This is a genomic window from Lysinibacillus sp. NPDC093197 (assembly GCF_044754025.1).
Lineage (GTDB): Bacteria > Bacillota > Bacilli > Bacillales_A > Planococcaceae > Lysinibacillus.
Window position 1 is genome coordinate 242,701 of the sequence record NZ_JBIVOH010000002.1, and the last position, 17,486, is coordinate 260,186.

The window sequence follows — 17,486 nt, forward strand, 5'->3', positions numbered from 1 at the left end:
ACATGTTAATTGATAGTATTTTACATTCGAGCGCATTGGAGGCGAATGCTTATGCAACAAGGAATCGTAAAGTGGTTCAATAACGAAAAAGGTTATGGCTTTATTGAATGTGATGATGGAGAAGATGTATTTGTACATTTTACGGGCATACAAGAGGAAGGCTTCCGTACACTTGAAGAAGGACAGAAGGTTTCATTTGATGTAGTGGAAGGCAATCGTGGTCCTCAAGCGTCAAATGTTGTGAAATTATAAGCGACAAGGAGCTGTTCATTTGATGAACAGCTCCTTCTTTGTTTTTTTGTAACTATGGGTTAAGCCAATAAAATGCTCCTGGAGAAATTAAAGTTTCCTTCGTCCGATCTGTATCTCTCAACGTAACACCGAACGGCCCTTCACATTTTCGACCAAGCATCATTTTTGTTGCGGCAGCTTCTTCGTAAAAATCTAAACGAATATTAGGCAAATATAATGAAACAAATTCCGAGTGAACTTCAGGCTCTGATAATTGTAATACTTCTTGCCATATCTTTGCCGTTGCCCTCGCATCTTGGACATAAAACTGTACTGACTCCATCGAAATATTTTGTGTTGTTTTTAGTGCGCCACTTGCCTCTAATTGTGCGTAACGCTCCTCATCCCCATCAGCCCATTCTATAAAAAATGGAAAATCGATTACTTGCTCTTGTTTCCCGAAATGTAACAGTTTCCATTCAACAACTGATCCATCTGGTCGTGTTCGACTACAAGCATCTGGTCCATAAACTTCTAAGCCAAGCGCACGTAAACGCTGTGCCTCTTCTTCTATTTTTGTAGTGCGTAAAGCAATTCTAGAAAAACCATAGCGCTCATTGTCCTGTTTAAAAGTATAATGTAAGGAATACGGTAATTTCGCCGCTTCCTCAAATAGCGCATAATCATAAACCGCTATTTGTTCAATATAGCTTAACCCAAAATAGCTTAATGTGTTATACGTTCCCCACATTGTGTGCTGACCACCATTTACCGTATGGATATGACGTTTATTTAAAAAGACTTTCATATTTTCCGGTGATTGAACTTGATGAACGATATGATCAAAATACAAAGTCATTCTTCTTCCCCCTTTTTGTCCTTTCATTATATACTTTACCTGTTAGTTTTCTAGGTTTAAATCAAAATTAGGAATATTCAAATAATTAAAGATGTTTAATTGGATATTTGGAAGAGTAGAGATTAATCACAACTATAGATCGTTATGTATATTGTCATAAACTATTTGATTCACGATCACTTTTTAAATTATTAAAAATGCTTAGCATGAATGTTAAACCTGCAACTATTTCAATGAAATAGGAACTTATGACTTTACTAAACCATACACCGCCTATAGGTAAAGCTAATGGCAAAATTGTAGCGATTGGCAGAAATATTGAAATGAGAAAACACGGAGTGAACACGCAAATAAGTAAAGGCAAATTTATATTAATGGTCCATTTTTTTATAAAAAGAAGTGATAAATAGACACCCCACATAAAGAGAGTAATAAAATTAGTCCAAAAAACAGGAGCTATACTAAATGTTGAATCTGACATAACTTTAATTTCATTTTTAATCTCATAACTGATAATTGTTAATAAAAATAAACCTATAACCCAAAATAATTTCCATAAATAAGGTGACCATTTTTTCATAAAAACCTCCTCCTTAGCCTCTTAGAAGTTTAATTTATTATTATTAATACGTCCCAAAATTCAAATAGTTCCAAAATAGTCCATATATTATAATTATCTGCTTTTTAAAATGAACATCATCACATTTCGAATTGCTAATTTTTATCCTTTTGACTTTAGTAAGTCTTTTACACTACGAACAATTTACGTCCTCGCCTCTTTACCCCCTCCTCGTTTCCTTAGGGGCAGCACGTAACTACAGAAAAGTTTCATACATAGGAAAAAGGGTAATTTATTAATAAATGAATTAAACAAAATCAGCTAGAGTTTATAAGGAGCGATTTCTGTAGTCAATTTTCTGACTTTTAGATGCTCCTTTTCATAGTCAAAAATATTGATATAACAGACATGCTTCATTTTGTTTTTTGTTATTGTGCCTTTTTTGGACAAACCAATTTTTTTAAGAAGAGCTAGCGGTCAGAAAGGATAAGAAAATGAAAAAATTTTTGTATGTAGGCCTAATCATCCTTAATTTTTGCCTATTTACCATGATGAAGGAAGTAGAGGCAAAGGAAAATCACGAAATGGATCGAAAGGTCATCCTTATCTCGTTTGACGGAATGAAAAATGACTATACTAAAAAATATGTGCAAGAGAATAAACTACCTCATATCAAGCAGCTGCTAGAAAATGGCGTAACTGCGGAAAAGCCTATTACGATTACCCCTTCTCTTACTGCGCCTTCACATGCAGCAATTGCAACAGGGGCTACACCGAAACAAACCGGCATCGTAAGTAATCATTTTCATGAACCAAACACAGCTTTAGATAATGAAGAAAGCGGTTTTCAGGCAGAAATCGAAGTACCTCCTTTATGGGTAGAAGCTCGAAAACAAGGGAAAACAACGGCCACCATCGCTTTTCCTGGTGCTAATCCCAAAGTGGATAAACAAGGCGATTATTCAATATATTTTGGAGAAACTTGGTCTCCAAGTAAGTTGGAATCGTTAACCTTTAAGAAAACTACTGAATGGGTTCAATCTCCTAAAAGCTTCAGTCCTTTAAAGGAAGCGAAATTCTCCATTAAAATGAAAAATGAAAAAGATCGTCTCCTCCACATTTTGGCGATTGACTCAACGGATGATCAAACTGAAAACTATGACACGTTTATATTATCTGAAGATAAAAAAGTAGATTCTGAGGACGATATTGTAAAAGGAAACATATGGGAGTCACTTCCAATCCAAATAAAAGATCATCAATCTGCGGGTTTTTGGTTCAAAATGAGAGTAGAAAACGAAGATCTTAGCAGTCCTGTAAAGTTATACCGTACAGCTGTAACTTCTAGTCGAATTAGTGGTCCTAAAGGATTTGCCGAAGATATTGAGAAGGAATTTGGATTTTATCCAGCACAAGATGATGATAGTGCCCTTGAGAAAGGATGGATTACGAGAAAGGAATATGAAGAGATTAGTAAACGACATATCATGTGGGTCACAAAAGTTTCGCTTTATGTAAAACAGCAATATAATCCTGATTTGCTCATGTTTTATACACCGCATATTGATCATGAACAACATAAGTATTTATTAATAGACCCTCGTCAGCCAGACTATTCAGATGAAAAGTCAAAAAAATATATGAGCTATATCGAGTGGTCGTATCAATTAGCCGACGAAGTAGTTGGTGAAACATTAAATTCCCTAAAAGACAATGATTATTTATTTGTCGTCTCAGATCATGGAATGGAACCTGCCCATTCTACTCTTTCGCCTAACAAAGTACTGCAAGATGCAGGGTTATTAGCGGTCGATCCACAAGATAAAAATAAAATTAATTATGCACAATCAAAAGCATACGCCATTCCAAGTGGATCAGCAGCAAATGTATACATTAACCTGCAAAACCGTGAAAAAGGCGGAATTGTTCCTCAAGAAGAATATAATCATGTCCGTGACCAAATCATCCAAGCTTTTAAAGAGGTCGAAGTCACATATAACAAAGGAGCAATGATTCGATATGAAATGAAAAAAATGAAGTCTGCCATACAAACGGACAATTATTCGTTCGCTACTGTTCAACAGCATGTCAAAAATATTTGGAGCCATCTGTTAGAACCAAGAGTCCATCCTTATGAAAGTGTATTGAAAAATGAAAATATAACGCTTTTGGAGCATCAAAATGCAGGCGATGTCGTATTAATTGGTGCACCTGGTTATGTTATTGGTAGCGACATTGAAGAAAATATAACGCCTCCGATTGAATTAGGGACACATGGAGGAGATGCAAACAGAAGCATGCTTAGACCTATTTTTATCGCAACTGGAGCAGAATTTTCAAAAGGGAAAGAAATTAAAACCACATCAAATTTAGATATAGCACCGACGATTTACGATTTACTAGGGTTAGAAATACCTTCATTTGTAGAAGGTGAAATCATTGAAGATATATATAGATAATAAAATGAAGGAACTCGGGGAGTGAATCATACAATACGTTTAATTTCCGCTACGTGCGGACGCTTTCCGCGAGCACAACGTAAGCCGCAACCCTCACTAATGTGCGGTTTATTGCGGCTTACATATCGTGCTTTCCCACCACATAGACAAGTTATTCTTGCTAAAATAGCATCATGTCCTTAATTTGTAAGTAATGTTCCTGCATAAATTGCGTTCGTTCTTACGCCTGGTTTAATTTCTCCATTAATAGAGTAAATATTTTTATCCATTAACACTAAGCCCTCTCCACAAGGTGCATCAAATGGAACTTTTCCTACAGAGCGCCAAGTATCCTTTTGCGCATTATAGATTAGTACATCTTTATTCCAATTAAACTCATAAGGATCAGCAGTAAAGTATTTTGTTCTAAATGCCAATAATTCTTCATCTTTTAATGATCCTAAATTTTTAACAGCATTATCATATACTGCTTTATTAAAGCCGCCGATCACCAACATTTCATTTTTATTTAATTTGACCGAATTTGCGCCAAGTAAAGAAATTTCTTTCCCATTTACTTTTACAGAAGAAACTTTTGACCATTGGTTTTTCTCGATATTGTATTTGTAGCCATCTGTATAAGCAATCGATCCTCCACCACTAAATACATAGAGATTTCCATCTAATATTTGAGCTACGCTTTGATTTCTAACACTTTCTCCTGGTATTGAAGCTAGCTCTCTAGTTTTGGATGTTTTTAGATCGTACTCGTATAACTTATTGCTTTCTTTTGCATTTTGCTTACCTAGCCCAATATACAATTTCCCATCTTTCTCAGCAGCTATTCCATCACTAATAGTAAATGGAAGATCTCCTACTTTTTCTACTTTCAATTTTTTATTTTTATCAATCGTTAGTAAAGTAATATCGTCTGCATATTCTTTGTCAGGACTGCCACCAATATAATAGATTCCTTTTTCTGTCGTTACGGAAGATCCATAGCCAATTTCATGGTTAAGATTCGTATGTTCCACCAATGTTAATTGATCTTTCTCTTTTTTATAAACATATATATCTGAGTAATGTTGCTTTGCGCCTCCATTTAGTACTGTATCATAAGGGAAATTCGCGCCGCCTCCTACAATTAAATAATCTTTATATGAGCCAGATAACACGCCAGCTGTCCCAATATTCTTTTCAAATCCTTTTTGTGCCTCAAGTTCTCCTGCATGTTCCCATGTTATTCTTTCCACTGAATCTCCGCCTTTAGAAGCTTCTACTTTACTTCCAATACCTACGCCCAAAACCAACATTGATGTCATAGCTGCTACCAAAAATTTTTTCATAATTTCTCCTCCTCCTAATATGGAAATTACATCAAATTTCTTTTTATAGATAATGACAAAATATCTCCAATCACCTCCTTTGGGGATTGCATTTATTTCTAGATCACCTTATTGAAATTCTTAATATTCCGAATATTTAATTGTTAAAAAAATCTTTACTTTGTTTTTTAAAGGAAAACTAAAAGAGAAATGAGGTAGAATTGACAACCTTAGTGGTATATAGTCTGCGCTGGAAGTCGCAAAAGCAAGTTTATCAATAATTCGTTTAAGAACGCGCCAATTTTCAAAACTATTAAATGACTAGTTTCAAGAAAGTTTTCGCGTTCTTTGTTAATCGTTCCCTTTGTCTCCCCTATATATAGTTTGCTAGGGTATATTAACAAAGAGATTTACAATACAATTATTTATCTCTAGCTTTTAAAGCTCATAGCTAAAAACGATTAGAAGATAAATAATGCTAGTCCTCCATCAGGCTTTCTTTTTGATAGGATAAAATCCCTCTGCAAAATGTCATCTGCACATCATAAACATTGTTTAACACAACTAAATCTGCATCCATGCCAGCTTTAATAATTCCTTTTCGATCACTTATATTTAACTGTTTTGCAGGATTCGTTGATGTCATTTTAATAACATCCTCGAGCGTACAGTCACCACAATATTTCAGCATATTTTTTAGCGCATCACTTAGTTTTAAAACACTGCCTGCTAATGTGCCATTCTCTAATACAGCCATTCCATCTTTCACAATGACCTTTTGACCGCCTAAATCGTAGTTGCCATTTTTTAAGCATTTTGCCCGTATGGAATCTGTAATTAAAATTAGTTTTTCGCTTTTTTTGTTTTGATAAGCTAACTGAATCATTGCTGGACATACATGAATGCCATCAACAATTAACTCTGCATATAATTCTTCAAGAAGCAAAGCAGCGCCCACAACACCAGGCTCTCGATGATGCAATCCTTTCATCTGATTAAACAAATGAGTAACTTGCGTAGCGCCAGCCCCTATTGCCTTTTTTACATCTGCAAATGTCGCATCTGAATGACCAATTGAAATGACAATTTCATTTTCTTTAAGATAGCGAATGAATTCCAATCCGCCCTTTTGCTCAGGAGCCAACGTAACCAGTTTAATTGTTCCTTCAGCAAGTTCTTGCCACTTTTCAAAAAGTGGGATTTCCGGCTGGATGATAAAATCAACTGGTTGTGCTCCTGCCATGCTAGGATTAACAAAGGGCCCTTCAAGATGAACGCCAAGCACCTCAGACTGTCCTGGTTTTTGATAACTTTTTATAAAGCTCGCTGCATTTTTCAATGCTTTTGAAATATTCTCATCAGATTGGGTCATAGTAGTTGCTAGAAAGCTTGTAGTACCTTCCTGTGGTAATGCTCGGACAATTGTTTCAAAAGATGCGATTTCTGCATCCATTACATCAGCCCCAGACGTCCCGTGCGTGTGAATATCAATCATGCCAGGTATTACTGATTGTCCTTGTAAGTCGATAACATAGAATTGATCATCTGCTTTATAGTTGGTCATCCAGCCTGTTTCTTGAATTTTTATTCCATCAATTTTAATAAATCCATCGGAAATAATCTGATTTTCTGCATAAATTTTTGCATTGATTAAAACAATTGATTGATCCATTCTATCTTACCTCTCAATTCATTTAGCTTAGCCATTCCACATATTACGAGCTTTCAGCAACCTCAAGTTTCCCTCTAAAACATCTTTTCAATAACTGCTTGAGCAGTTAGTTCTTTGTTATGAACAGATTCTTTGTTCGTTTTTTTGAAGTATTCAAGATAAAGTAAATCTAAAAGATAAAGCTGTGATATTTTTGCAGATAAACTGCCCCCTTGAAGTGGGCCTTCATTTGCACCACAAAGCAGTGTAATATCTGCGAAACTTGTCAAAGGAGATTTTGCAAATCTCGTTATCGAAATAATTTTTGCGCCTCTTTCTTTTGCTACTTTTGCTACTTCAATCGTATCTTTCGTTGAACCTGAATAGGATATTAGAACAGCTACATCTTGCTCAGTCATTAAAGCAGCAGACATAATTTGAAGATGAGAATCCACTGAGCACTCAGTTTTATTGGTAATTCTCATAAATTTATTTTTTGCTTCCATTGCTGTCATTAAGGAAGAACCTACGCCGAAAAAGTGTATTCTTTGAGCATTTATCATGCACTCGACAGCATGCGCAATATCGCTTTCCGATAGTAGATTATAGGTTTCAGTCAACGCATGGACATTGGACGATAAAACCTTTGACGATAATTCTGCAATCGTATCCTGCATCGTAATCGCACTGGAAAGTTGCGGGGTTTCATTATCTAGCGTAATGCTATGTGCAAGCATAATTTTAAACTCTTGATACCCTTTAAGATCCATCGTTTTACAGAATCGAAACACGCTTGACTCGCCTACGTTACATTCGTCAGCTAAATCAGTAATTGACATGTAAATGACATCTTTTATATTTTCGAGAATATAATCTGCTACCTTTTTTTCCGTGTTAGTAAATGAGTTGTATCTCGAATGAATAAGTGAAAATATATCTTGATTTCCCATAATAGTACTCCTTCTATTAATCGCCTCTTAAATGAAGTGATACTGCGCCAAGAATGCCAGCTTTATTTCCAAGTGAGGCTTTCATGATTTTTACATCCGAGAAACTCTCCATCGTTAACAATTTAACTTTATCCGCTATATTGTTGACGAGATTTTCTTGCTCCATTACACCACCACCTATAATAATCGCTTGTGGATTAAAAATGTGAATGAAGGAAGCTAACCCAAATGCTACTTCTAAAATCCAATCCTGAAGAACTTTTTCTAAACTTTTATCTCCTTGAAGCATTCTTTCGAAAATGACTCTACCATTTATAAAGTCAGCGTTTACTTCCTGTGCTCTTTTTATTAAAGAGGTTGTAGATGCATACGATTCATAGCATCCATTCTTACCACAGTTACAATTTTCACCGAATGGATGGGTAATAACATGCCCAAATTCTGCTGCCAATCCATTATGACCTTTATATATTTTAGAGTCTATTATTATGGCACCCCCAATACCCGTACCATATGTTATACAAAGAAAATCTTTATAGTTCTTTGCAGCACCAAAATACTTTTCTCCTAATGCAGCTGCGTTGACATCATTTTCAACTTTAACAGGAACTTTAAATTGTTTTTCAAGGATAGCCTTTAGTTGAGTACCAGTATAATTTGGAATATTATCATTAGCATAAATTATAGATCCATCTGTACTATTTACCTGTCCTGCTGTGCTAATACCTATTGCATGAAAGCCCTGATACTCATTTATTATCTTAATTAGTTTTTCAACTAAATACTTTCCACCTTTTTTACTTTCTGTATCATATTCTTTAAATACTTCTATTTGCCCATTTTCATCAGACATGCCAACTTTTATCGATGTACCGCCAATATCAGCTGCTAATATCTTCACTTCAATCATCCCTTTAGCCTGACTATCTAATTTACTTTATACTGATTGAATCGCACTAACAAATCTTTTAGTAATTTCCATCGGTCTTGTAATAGCAGTACCAACAACTGCTGTATGAACGCCAAGATCAAAAACGCGCTTTAGTTCGTCGGGAGTCCAAATGCCGCCTTCAGCAATGACAGGAATAGGGAAACTTTGGATTAGTCTTTTAATCAACTCTAAATCGGGTAATTTTTTATCATTTGTATATTCTGTATAACCGCTCAATGTTGTACCTAAGCAATCAAACCCTAATTCATACGCCTCTTTAGCCTCTTCATAAGTAGAGCAATCCGCCATAAAAATCTGATCTTTATACTTCTGTCTAATTTCAGGGAATATTTCACTTATTGTAGTGCCGTCAGGTCTAAGTCTTTTTGTGGCATCAAGAGCGATAATATCTACCCCCTCCTTGTAAAGCAATTCGACCTCTTTAGCAGTCGGTGTAATACACACATCCGATTCGTCAGATGACTTTTTAATAATGCCAATAATGGGTAGGTCAACCATACTCTTTATTTCTCTAATATCTTCAATACTATTTGCTCTAATTCCCTTAGCCCCTCCAAGCATCGCTGCATAAGCCATTTTCCCCATAATAAAAGAGCTGTGTAGAGGTTCTTCTGGAAGTGCCTGACATGAAACAATCAGTTGTCTTTTAATATTTTCAAAAACTTTCTGTTTTTTATTCATTTGCATACATCTCCATGGATAATCATATTACTTATCTGCCCCAATCGTAATTCCTTTTGTAAAATACTTCTGGAAGAAAATAAATATTAGTAGCATAGGAATTGCTGCTACAGTAGCACCCGCCATCTTATAAGCAAAGTTTGGATTTAAGTCTTGCATTAAGGTTGCAATACCTACCATTAGTGTTTTTGAGTTAACATCTTGGCCTACAACGAGTTGCCATAAGTAATCATTCCAAACCTGAACAAAATTAAGAATAAATAACGCACCAATACCCGGTTTAACTAGTGGCAGCATGATTTTATAAAATATACGAAATTCGCTGGCACCATCGATTTTTGCGGCTTCTCTTAAAGAATCAGGAATTGTATCAAAAAATCCTTTTAGTAAAAAAACGCCAAATGCTGTTGCTACATTAGGCCAAATCATACCACTTAACGTATTTACCATATTTAAGTCTTGAATAATTCTAAACAGTGGAACAATCATAACTTCTTTTGGAATCATTAAACTTGAAATAAAAATAATGAAAATAACATTTTTCCCTTTAAATTTCAGCTGTGAAAATGCATAAGCTGCAAGGGAACTAACAACAATTAATGCAAATGTAGACATCAGCGCTACAAATAAACTATTATACGTCCACGTTAGAGCAGGCTGATTATTAAACACATCCACATAGTTACTAAAGTTTAAGCTTTTAGGAAACCAATCTGGTGGCATCTTCACAACATCAGCACTGTTCTTTAAAGAACTCGTCACAAGCCAATATAATGGGAAAAGACTTAAAACAGCGAAAAATATAACAATGCAGTTTGTTATAATTTCTATTTTTTCTCTTTTCCTCTTGTTCTTATTTCTTAACATACTCATTCACCTCTAATCCTTCTTAAACATAGCTCTTAGCTGTGGAGTAGATAACACTAATGTAATGAGGAACATAATTACACCTACTGCAGAAGCAATACCAAGCTGATTATACTTAAATGCATTATTATATAAGTAATACATAAGTGTCGTAGAGGCGTTGTTTGGACCCCCACCTGTTAATAGCTGTATTACGACAAATATTTTGAGTACAGCAATAATGTTCATAATAATAATGTAAATCGTTGTTGGTTTTACCATTGGGATAATAATCTTAAATATTATTTTCATTCGGCTTGCACCATCGACTTCTGCTGCTTCAAAAAGTTCCTTTTGCACTCCAATCATTGAAGCAATATAAAGAATGATTGCCTGCCCTACATTTGTCGCAAAGGTTACGAAAATAATTACAGGCAGTACCCAATGTGTATCCCCTAAAAAATTGACTGAGGTTTCCATTTTTCTCGCTAAAAATGGTATAAGTCCATTTGCTGGATTTAGCAAAAAACTCCAAATCATACTCATAACAACCATCGAAACCATGACCGGAATATAATATGCTCCTTGTATGAAGGACACATATTTTGCATTTTTATCAAAAACAGTAGAGGCAACAAACAGAGCGAAAATTACTGTTAATGCCACAATGAAAACAACAAAAATAATGGTGTTGATTGTAGATTGCACGAAAACAGGATCACTAAATAATTTTCGATAGTTTTCAAACCCAACAAATATTTCATTCTGATAGTTAATCTTAAATAAACTTAAACGAATCCCTTCAATGATAGGGTAAACTAAAAATACTAAAAAAAGTAATATTTGAGGTCCAATAAACAAGTATCCTGTCATATTTTCTTTAAAAGATTTTTTATTGATTTTCATCGGTATCATTTACCTTTCTACAATTTAAGCCCCAAAATAAAGGGGCTTAAATTGTTGTAAAGTTATATACGCGGAGAGCTATTTATTATAAATTACAGAGTCTACTTTCGATTCCTCTATAACTTTATTACCATTCGTTTGGTAATTTTTCACAGCCTCATCTGCCGTTTTACCACCAGTATATAAAGCTTGTAATTCTGGATATAAAACTTGTCTTAATTGGCTGTATCCAGGTACATTTCCAGTGAAATTAAACATGTACGGATCATTAGCAGAATACGCCTCAAAGTAAGGTTTTTCTGATTTAAACTCATCAGCAACAGTTGTTCTAACTGGTACGCCATTTTTAGATGCCTTCACAAGTTCAGGATCTGTAGAAATAAATTTCACGAAATCCTTACTAATTTTAATTCTTGTTTCGTCTTTTGTATCAAAAACGGCTGCACCTGTTACATAAGTAAATGTTAATGGGTCCCCGCTCTCAGAAGGAATATTAGCCAGTCTTATATCAAACTTAGGCGCTTTTCCACTTTCCATATCAGCCATTGCATTATTGAATAAAATTGCGTTTGTAAAACTAATTGCAAGCTGTTGATTTTGGAACATCGCGTTCACATCGTTTGAAGAAACGGATTCTGCACCTGGGTTTGTTAAGCCCTCATCATAAATTTTCTTTAACCAATTTGCAGCTTTCACACCACTTGCGTCATCAATGATTAAATTTCCATTGTTATCAAAGAACTTATTGCCAAACATTCTTAAATAAGCAAGATTCCAAGTATCACCTTGATTATTTAGCGCGTATAATCCCATTGGATACGCATTTGAATATTTATCTTTCGGTAAATCTGTTTTTAACTTGTTTAGAATTTTTTCATAGTCAGCTAGAGTCCAAGTTTTGATTTCATGCTCTCCACCAATATACTCATCTAGTCCAGCAGCTTTAAACATATCTGCGTTGTAAGTTAAAGTACCTGGGTTATGTGAGAATGGGAAGAAGTACACATCATCACCAAATGTCACGCTATCCCAATAACCTTGTGCAATATCTTTTTTCGATTCATCATCAACGATATCATTTAACGGTACTAAAGCACCTCTATGAGCATAGTCGCCCATTGCAAACACACTTTCAAAAAATACATCTGGAGGTGTTCCACCATTAAGACTTACGTTTAATAGCTCATCACGTTGATCACCTGCAATAACTTCTACATTAACCTTTACTTTGTGGTCCTTATACTCAGCAGCAAATCGCTCCCCTGCATGTTTGAAAAAGCTATCATAATCTGCTCCATCTTCAGAAGAATCCAAAACACCTTTCCACTGTGGAGTTAACCAAACTTTTAGTTCTACCTCATCAGAAGAACTAGATTTAGAACTATCTGTAGAATTACTTGTACAACCTGCTAGCACTGAGAGTACAAACAAAATTGCTATTGCGGTTGTTAGATAACGCCTTTTAAACATAAACTACTCCCCCTTAATAATTTAATTTACAAATTAAAATTACCTTTATGAAAGACAAGCCTTATAATAGGCTTGTGTCCTCCCTCCTAATGTGCAACAATACCCGCATTCCTTTGAGAATTTCAAAACTTCGAATCTCTTATTAGCTCTCTTTGTACTTTAATATTGTTTGATCGATTAACGCCTTAATGCCTGCTACTTTATTTAAATCCTCACCAGATACTGGCTCTAATGGTCCTCTGACACTGCCAATTGTAACCCCATTTAATTTTAAAACTTCTTTAATCGTCGAATACATGGAACCATTTAATGAACATAAAGCAACGATAATATCATTAATATCATGCTGAATTTTTCTCGCATTTGCGAAATCCCCATTTGATACAAATTCCTCTGCCTTGATAAAAAGTTCTGGCATCGCGCCATATGTTCCACCAATCCCACTATCTGCACCAATTACTCTGCCTGAAACATATTGTTCATCAGGTCCATTAAATACAATAAAATCTTCACCTGCAGTAGACTTAAATCTTTCAATATCCATAACTGGCATCGAAGAATTTTTTACGCCTATCACTTTCTTATTTTCTAATAATTTCTTAAATAGATTAATTGAAAGATCAAACCCTGTTGTTTGCGGGATATTGTAAATAATAAATGGCATATTCGTTGCATCCATAATTTCAGTCCAGTATTTATAAACTGAACTTTCAGAAAACTTAAAGTAAATAGGTGGAATAGCAGAGACAGCATCATAGCCTAACTCCTCAGCATATTTTGCTAAAATCACACTATCCCTTGTCGATGGTGCCCCAACATGAGCGATTAACGTGAGCTTCCCTTTTACATGTTCTGCCACATATTTTAGTGTTGCTTTTCTTTCTTCAAGGTTGTGATAAATACATTCCCCTGAACTTCCACCAACATAAAGCCCTTTAACGCCTTTGTTGAATAAATAGTCGCAAAGTTCTTTTGTGCGGTTCTCAGATATTTCCCCTTGATCATCATAACAAGCATAAAAAGCAGGAATGATACCTTTATATTTTTCTAAATTCAACTTTGAACACCACCTAATTAATTTTAATAAAACCTTATGTGACATAACATCACGAAAAAATTACTGTACTTCGTAAGCAATGCATGACCTTAATCTAAACCACCAACTGTTAACGCTTACAATTAATATTATAACAATTCAAAATAAAATGTAAATAATTTTCTTTATTTTTTTATTTTTTGGAGAAAAATTTCACCTTTTGTATGCATAAAAAAAGAATTACCTTATAATTGCTACTTTAAATAACATAATACAGCTGTTATGTAGCGCTTCTCATCAAGACAATTAAATAATGATTGGCGATATTATTTTACAGTAAGGCTGAAAATTGTTTACAATCAGTCTAAAAAGGAGAAACAAATGCTTGAAAAACTAGAAAATCTTTTTCAAACAGCTTTTACGACTACATATAATGCGCAAGATAATAATCGATATTGGTTCCAAACAGAAGATGGCAGGAAATTTGGGATTAGCAAAACAGCCCTTTCCAATTCAGAACACAATCTATTAAAAACTTTATTCCTTCCCGTTGAGCATCTTACTATCGAACAAAATAATTCGAATATTCAGCAGAAGTGGTATGATTTTTTATTTAATGATGCAAAAGAGGTACCGTTTTTACAAGATGTAAAAACATTACGCTTTTTTTATTTCTATCTGAAACAACCAATTGATGATTTTAACAACTTTAAAGAAGCGATTACTGGTGGATTTCAGCAACCAATCATTTTAATGATCAATGACACACAAGGTATGATAATAGATGAAAAGCCACAAGTAGTTTTCGATCAAGAGTCGTTTAATCAGCTAAGTGATACATTCACTAGTGATTTTTTTGTTGAAATTTATAGTTATATCGGTCAACTACATCAAGCAAATTATTTATTGAAAGAAAAATTTGACCATGAATTCAAATGCTTTAACACAATTCATCGTTATGCAAATCGTGAAAAGACCATTACATTTTACGAAGCTTTACCATTATTGATGATTCATTCACCATCGTTTGTAAAAAAAGATATACTGTCCGATCTTTTTGTAGAAAGTATTGAAGGGCAAGAAATGCTTCATACTATTCAAGTTTTTTTGCAATGTAATTTAAATGCTTCTTTAACTGCAAAAAAGCTCTATATCCATCGCAATAGCCTGCAATATCGATTGGACAAATTTATTGAAAACACTGGTATAGATATTCGGTCCTTTGCAAACGCTACTTTTGTTTCTCTTGCAATGATACTGTTGAAATCAGAAAATTATCAATAGTTGTACAATGTGCCCAAACATGTTTTGTGTAATGTATACGTATACATTTTACATATTTTTCTCTTATACTCTAAAAAAACACTTACATAAGGGAGATGGCGAAATTGGCTGAATTAAAATTACAACATATTTTTAAGATCTATGACAAAAATGTCACAGCAGTAAAGGATTTCAATCTTGATATTGAAGATAAGGAATTTATTGTTTTCGTAGGTCCTTCAGGTTGTGGTAAATCTACTACATTACGTATGGTTGCCGGTCTAGAGGAAATCTCACAAGGAGATTTAATCATTGATGGAAAGCGAATGAATGATGTGGCGCCTAAAGATCGCGATATCGCCATGGTATTCCAAAACTATGCCTTATACCCACATATGAGCGTATTTGAAAATATGGCATTTGGCTTAAAGCTGCGCAAATTACCGAAAGATGAAATTAATCGCCGCGTGAACGAGGCAGCGCGTATCTTAGGGCTGGAAGAATACTTAAATCGTAAACCGAAAGCACTTTCAGGTGGTCAACGTCAACGTGTCGCTTTAGGACGTGCCATCGTGCGTGATGCAAAAGTCTTTTTAATGGATGAGCCTTTATCAAACTTGGATGCGAAACTTCGCGTACAAATGCGAGCTGAAATTACAAAGCTTCATCAACGTTTACAAACGACAACAATATACGTTACACATGACCAAACAGAAGCCATGACAATGGCTACTCGCCTCGTTGTTATGAAAGATGGCATTATTCAACAAGTAGGTGCACCAAAAGAAGTGTATGAGCAACCGAATAATGTATTTGTCGGCGGCTTTATCGGCTCCCCTGCTATGAACTTCTTTACGGGTACACTTACAGATGGCAAATTCCACATTAGGAATACGTCCATTACTGTGCCACAAGAAAGAATGAAAGACTTACTTGCGCAAGGCTATAACAATAAAGAAGTTATTATGGGTATTCGTCCTGAAGATTTCCACGATGAACAAGCATTTATCGAATCAACTCCAGGTTCAAGAGTCGATGTAACAATTGAAGTAGCTGAATTAATGGGCGCAGAGATTATGCTCTATTCACAAATCGAAGGTCATCAATTTATTGCACGTGTAGATTCCAATGCCACTGCTAAACCAGGCCAAGTATTGCCACTGGCATTGGATATGAATAAAGTACACTTCTTCGATAAAGAAACTGAAGATCGTATTATTCCAGGTAATAGTGGACAAAACAAAGGCAACGAAGGCACTGAAAAGCCTGTTGTTGTTGGCTAAGATGGTAGCGAAGTTGGTGACTCCTGTTCATAACAGCACACAATGAAAGGCGGAGGCACTCTGCACAATAGCGAGGGTTATGGCTTACTGTGCTGAGCGGAAAACACCGCCGCAGCGGACATCAACGGTATAGAAAAAGTGTTAGATTGATTCAATCAATCTAACACTTTTTGATTAGTTGCACTCAATATAAATTGATTCATATCCGGGTTTTTAATTTTTGAATTTTTTCAATTTCGTAGCTATATTTAGTCAAATCAAGTTCTTTTACAAGAACAGTAAAAAAGACTTCAGCACGATTTAAAAAGATACCTAATAGCATTTTTTGTTCAAATTCTAACACATGATCGTCGTTATCAAATAAAAATTGTACTTTTTTATTTTTTAATTGCTTTAATTGTATTTTAACTGGTTGATCAGGAAAATAACTTTTCCCAATGCCGTCCTCTAAGTAATCTTCAATCACATTGACAATATATCCCCATAGCTCAGGGAGATAGTCCCAATATCGAACACCTAAAATTTCTTTATTATAGCATTTAATCGATAACCCACCATCAAGTCTAAGAAGACCGTCTTCTTCTATATATTTATTTTGAGTGTTATTGATAAAAGAAACAAATTCATCCCAATTATCGTTTATGCTTATCGTATATTTATCAGGATTGTTGACTGCATCTTCCAAATCGTCGATAATTCTTTTTACAACAAATTCATTAATTGTTACTACTTCCATCATATATTCACCTCACATTAGTTTTTTGGATATAGTTGTCTAATATGCCCATCTTTAATCCCTAGTACGTGAGTATTGGTATACCATTTATTTCATAATGGTCCTGATGGAATACATTTAACAACCTTCAACCGATTAACACTAACTACCTCCTAGGCATAAGTAATTTGAAAATACTTAACTCATTCAATAGGCAAAGTATCAATAAATCAAGCTATTTTTATTAAAGTAAAAATAGTTCCGTTATGCAGAATATTAACGATAAAAATTTTTGCTTAGATTTTACCATACATTTTTTTC

General features: G+C 34.7%; 16 protein-coding genes. 4 read left to right on the forward strand and 12 right to left on the reverse strand.

All coding sequences use genetic code 11. The features are described from left to right. The first annotated feature begins 51 nt into the window (after positions 1-51). A complete protein-coding gene (locus ACIP9G_RS07085; protein WP_004269397.1) occupies positions 52-252 on the forward strand; it encodes a cold-shock protein in 201 nt (66 codons plus the stop codon). A 52-nt stretch (positions 253-304) separates the two neighbouring features. Here ACIP9G_RS07085 and ACIP9G_RS07090 read toward each other — a convergent pair whose 3' ends face one another. Beyond that, positions 305-1,090 carry a VOC family protein gene (locus ACIP9G_RS07090; protein WP_401018522.1) on the reverse strand — a complete coding sequence of 262 codons (786 nt, stop codon included), beginning with the start codon at positions 1,088-1,090 and terminating at the stop codon, positions 305-307. A gap of 154 nt (positions 1,091-1,244) precedes the next feature. After that, positions 1,245-1,670: a hypothetical protein gene (locus ACIP9G_RS07095; protein ID WP_340824891.1), complete on the reverse strand. Its 426-nt coding sequence runs from the start codon at positions 1,668-1,670 to the stop codon at positions 1,245-1,247. Between the two features lie 473 nt (positions 1,671-2,143). Here ACIP9G_RS07095 and ACIP9G_RS07100 point away from each other — a divergent pair, with 473 nt between their 5' ends. After that, complete coding sequence (locus ACIP9G_RS07100; RefSeq protein ID WP_401018524.1) at positions 2,144-4,108, forward strand: alkaline phosphatase family protein; 1,965 nt, start codon at positions 2,144-2,146, stop codon at positions 4,106-4,108. A gap of 179 nt (positions 4,109-4,287) precedes the next feature. Here the strand turns inward: ACIP9G_RS07100 and ACIP9G_RS07105 are convergent, their stop codons facing one another. From ACIP9G_RS07105 to ACIP9G_RS07145, 9 genes are all read right to left on the reverse strand, one after another. Beyond that, on the reverse strand, positions 4,288-5,433 hold the full coding sequence (locus ACIP9G_RS07105) for a cyclically-permuted mutarotase family protein (protein WP_401018526.1): 1,146 nt from the start codon (positions 5,431-5,433) through the stop codon (positions 4,288-4,290). A 457-nt stretch (positions 5,434-5,890) separates the two neighbouring features. Further along, positions 5,891-7,084 carry an N-acetylglucosamine-6-phosphate deacetylase gene (gene nagA, locus ACIP9G_RS07110; RefSeq protein WP_401018527.1) on the reverse strand — a complete coding sequence of 398 codons (1,194 nt, stop codon included), beginning with the start codon at positions 7,082-7,084 and terminating at the stop codon, positions 5,891-5,893. 74 nt (positions 7,085-7,158) lie between these two features. Beyond that, positions 7,159-8,013 carry a MurR/RpiR family transcriptional regulator gene (locus ACIP9G_RS07115; RefSeq protein WP_340824897.1) on the reverse strand — a complete coding sequence of 285 codons (855 nt, stop codon included), beginning with the start codon at positions 8,011-8,013 and terminating at the stop codon, positions 7,159-7,161. Between the two features lie 16 nt (positions 8,014-8,029). Continuing rightward, positions 8,030-8,923 (reverse strand): ROK family protein, encoded by an 894-nt coding sequence (locus ACIP9G_RS07120; RefSeq protein ID WP_340824899.1) that lies wholly within the window; start codon positions 8,921-8,923, stop codon positions 8,030-8,032. 27 nt (positions 8,924-8,950) lie between these two features. Further along, the gene (locus tag ACIP9G_RS07125) at positions 8,951-9,646 is read right to left on the reverse strand and encodes an N-acetylmannosamine-6-phosphate 2-epimerase (RefSeq protein ID WP_340824900.1); all 696 of its coding nucleotides are present in this window, start codon (positions 9,644-9,646) and stop codon (positions 8,951-8,953) included. A gap of 27 nt (positions 9,647-9,673) precedes the next feature. Continuing rightward, the gene (locus ACIP9G_RS07130) at positions 9,674-10,513 is read right to left on the reverse strand and encodes a carbohydrate ABC transporter permease (RefSeq protein WP_340824901.1); all 840 of its coding nucleotides are present in this window, start codon (positions 10,511-10,513) and stop codon (positions 9,674-9,676) included. Between the two features lie 12 nt (positions 10,514-10,525). Continuing rightward, positions 10,526-11,398: a carbohydrate ABC transporter permease gene (locus ACIP9G_RS07135; RefSeq protein ID WP_340824902.1), complete on the reverse strand. Its 873-nt coding sequence runs from the start codon at positions 11,396-11,398 to the stop codon at positions 10,526-10,528. Between the two features lie 78 nt (positions 11,399-11,476). Beyond that, positions 11,477-12,868 (reverse strand): ABC transporter substrate-binding protein, encoded by a 1,392-nt coding sequence (locus ACIP9G_RS07140; RefSeq protein WP_340824904.1) that lies wholly within the window; start codon positions 12,866-12,868, stop codon positions 11,477-11,479. 142 nt (positions 12,869-13,010) lie between these two features. Continuing rightward, a complete protein-coding gene (locus tag ACIP9G_RS07145) occupies positions 13,011-13,925 on the reverse strand; it encodes a dihydrodipicolinate synthase family protein (RefSeq protein ID WP_340824905.1) in 915 nt (304 codons plus the stop codon). Positions 13,926-14,285: 360 nt separating this feature from the next. On the opposite strand from ACIP9G_RS07145, the gene ACIP9G_RS07150 reads away from it, so the two are divergent. Together ACIP9G_RS07150 and ACIP9G_RS07155 are read left to right on the forward strand one after the other, a co-directional pair. Continuing rightward, a complete protein-coding gene (locus tag ACIP9G_RS07150; protein WP_401018529.1) occupies positions 14,286-15,188 on the forward strand; it encodes a PucR family transcriptional regulator in 903 nt (300 codons plus the stop codon). Between the two features lie 104 nt (positions 15,189-15,292). Then, entirely contained in the window at positions 15,293-16,450 is a 1,158-nt protein-coding gene (locus ACIP9G_RS07155; RefSeq protein WP_401018531.1) for an ABC transporter ATP-binding protein, read from the forward strand. A 199-nt stretch (positions 16,451-16,649) separates the two neighbouring features. Here ACIP9G_RS07155 and ACIP9G_RS07160 read toward each other — a convergent pair whose 3' ends face one another. Further along, the gene (locus tag ACIP9G_RS07160; protein ID WP_401018532.1) at positions 16,650-17,189 is read right to left on the reverse strand and encodes a hypothetical protein; all 540 of its coding nucleotides are present in this window, start codon (positions 17,187-17,189) and stop codon (positions 16,650-16,652) included. Positions 17,190-17,486: the final 297 nt, after the last annotated feature.

Coding starts and splice junctions, on each gene's coding strand:
- ACIP9G_RS07120 (WP_340824899.1), bottom strand. CDS start 8,923: ATGATTGAAGTGAAGATATTAGCAGCTGATATTGGCGGTACATCGATA.
- nagA (WP_401018527.1), bottom strand. CDS start 7,084: ATGGATCAATCAATTGTTTTAATCAATGCAAAAATTTATGCAGAAAAT.
- ACIP9G_RS07105 (WP_401018526.1), bottom strand. CDS start 5,433: ATGAAAAAATTTTTGGTAGCAGCTATGACATCAATGTTGGTTTTGGGC.
- ACIP9G_RS07160 (WP_401018532.1), bottom strand. CDS start 17,189: ATGATGGAAGTAGTAACAATTAATGAATTTGTTGTAAAAAGAATTATC.
- ACIP9G_RS07130 (WP_340824901.1), bottom strand. CDS start 10,513: ATGTTAAGAAATAAGAACAAGAGGAAAAGAGAAAAAATAGAAATTATA.
- ACIP9G_RS07095 (WP_340824891.1), bottom strand. CDS start 1,670: ATGAAAAAATGGTCACCTTATTTATGGAAATTATTTTGGGTTATAGGT.
- ACIP9G_RS07090 (WP_401018522.1), bottom strand. CDS start 1,090: ATGACTTTGTATTTTGATCATATCGTTCATCAAGTTCAATCACCGGAA.
- ACIP9G_RS07115 (WP_340824897.1), bottom strand. CDS start 8,013: ATGGGAAATCAAGATATATTTTCACTTATTCATTCGAGATACAACTCA.
- ACIP9G_RS07085 (WP_004269397.1), top strand. CDS start 52: ATGCAACAAGGAATCGTAAAGTGGTTCAATAACGAAAAAGGTTATGGC.
- ACIP9G_RS07125 (WP_340824900.1), bottom strand. CDS start 9,646: ATGAATAAAAAACAGAAAGTTTTTGAAAATATTAAAAGACAACTGATT.
- ACIP9G_RS07135 (WP_340824902.1), bottom strand. CDS start 11,398: ATGAAAATCAATAAAAAATCTTTTAAAGAAAATATGACAGGATACTTG.
- ACIP9G_RS07150 (WP_401018529.1), top strand. CDS start 14,286: ATGCTTGAAAAACTAGAAAATCTTTTTCAAACAGCTTTTACGACTACA.
- ACIP9G_RS07100 (WP_401018524.1), top strand. CDS start 2,144: ATGAAAAAATTTTTGTATGTAGGCCTAATCATCCTTAATTTTTGCCTA.
- ACIP9G_RS07140 (WP_340824904.1), bottom strand. CDS start 12,868: ATGTTTAAAAGGCGTTATCTAACAACCGCAATAGCAATTTTGTTTGTA.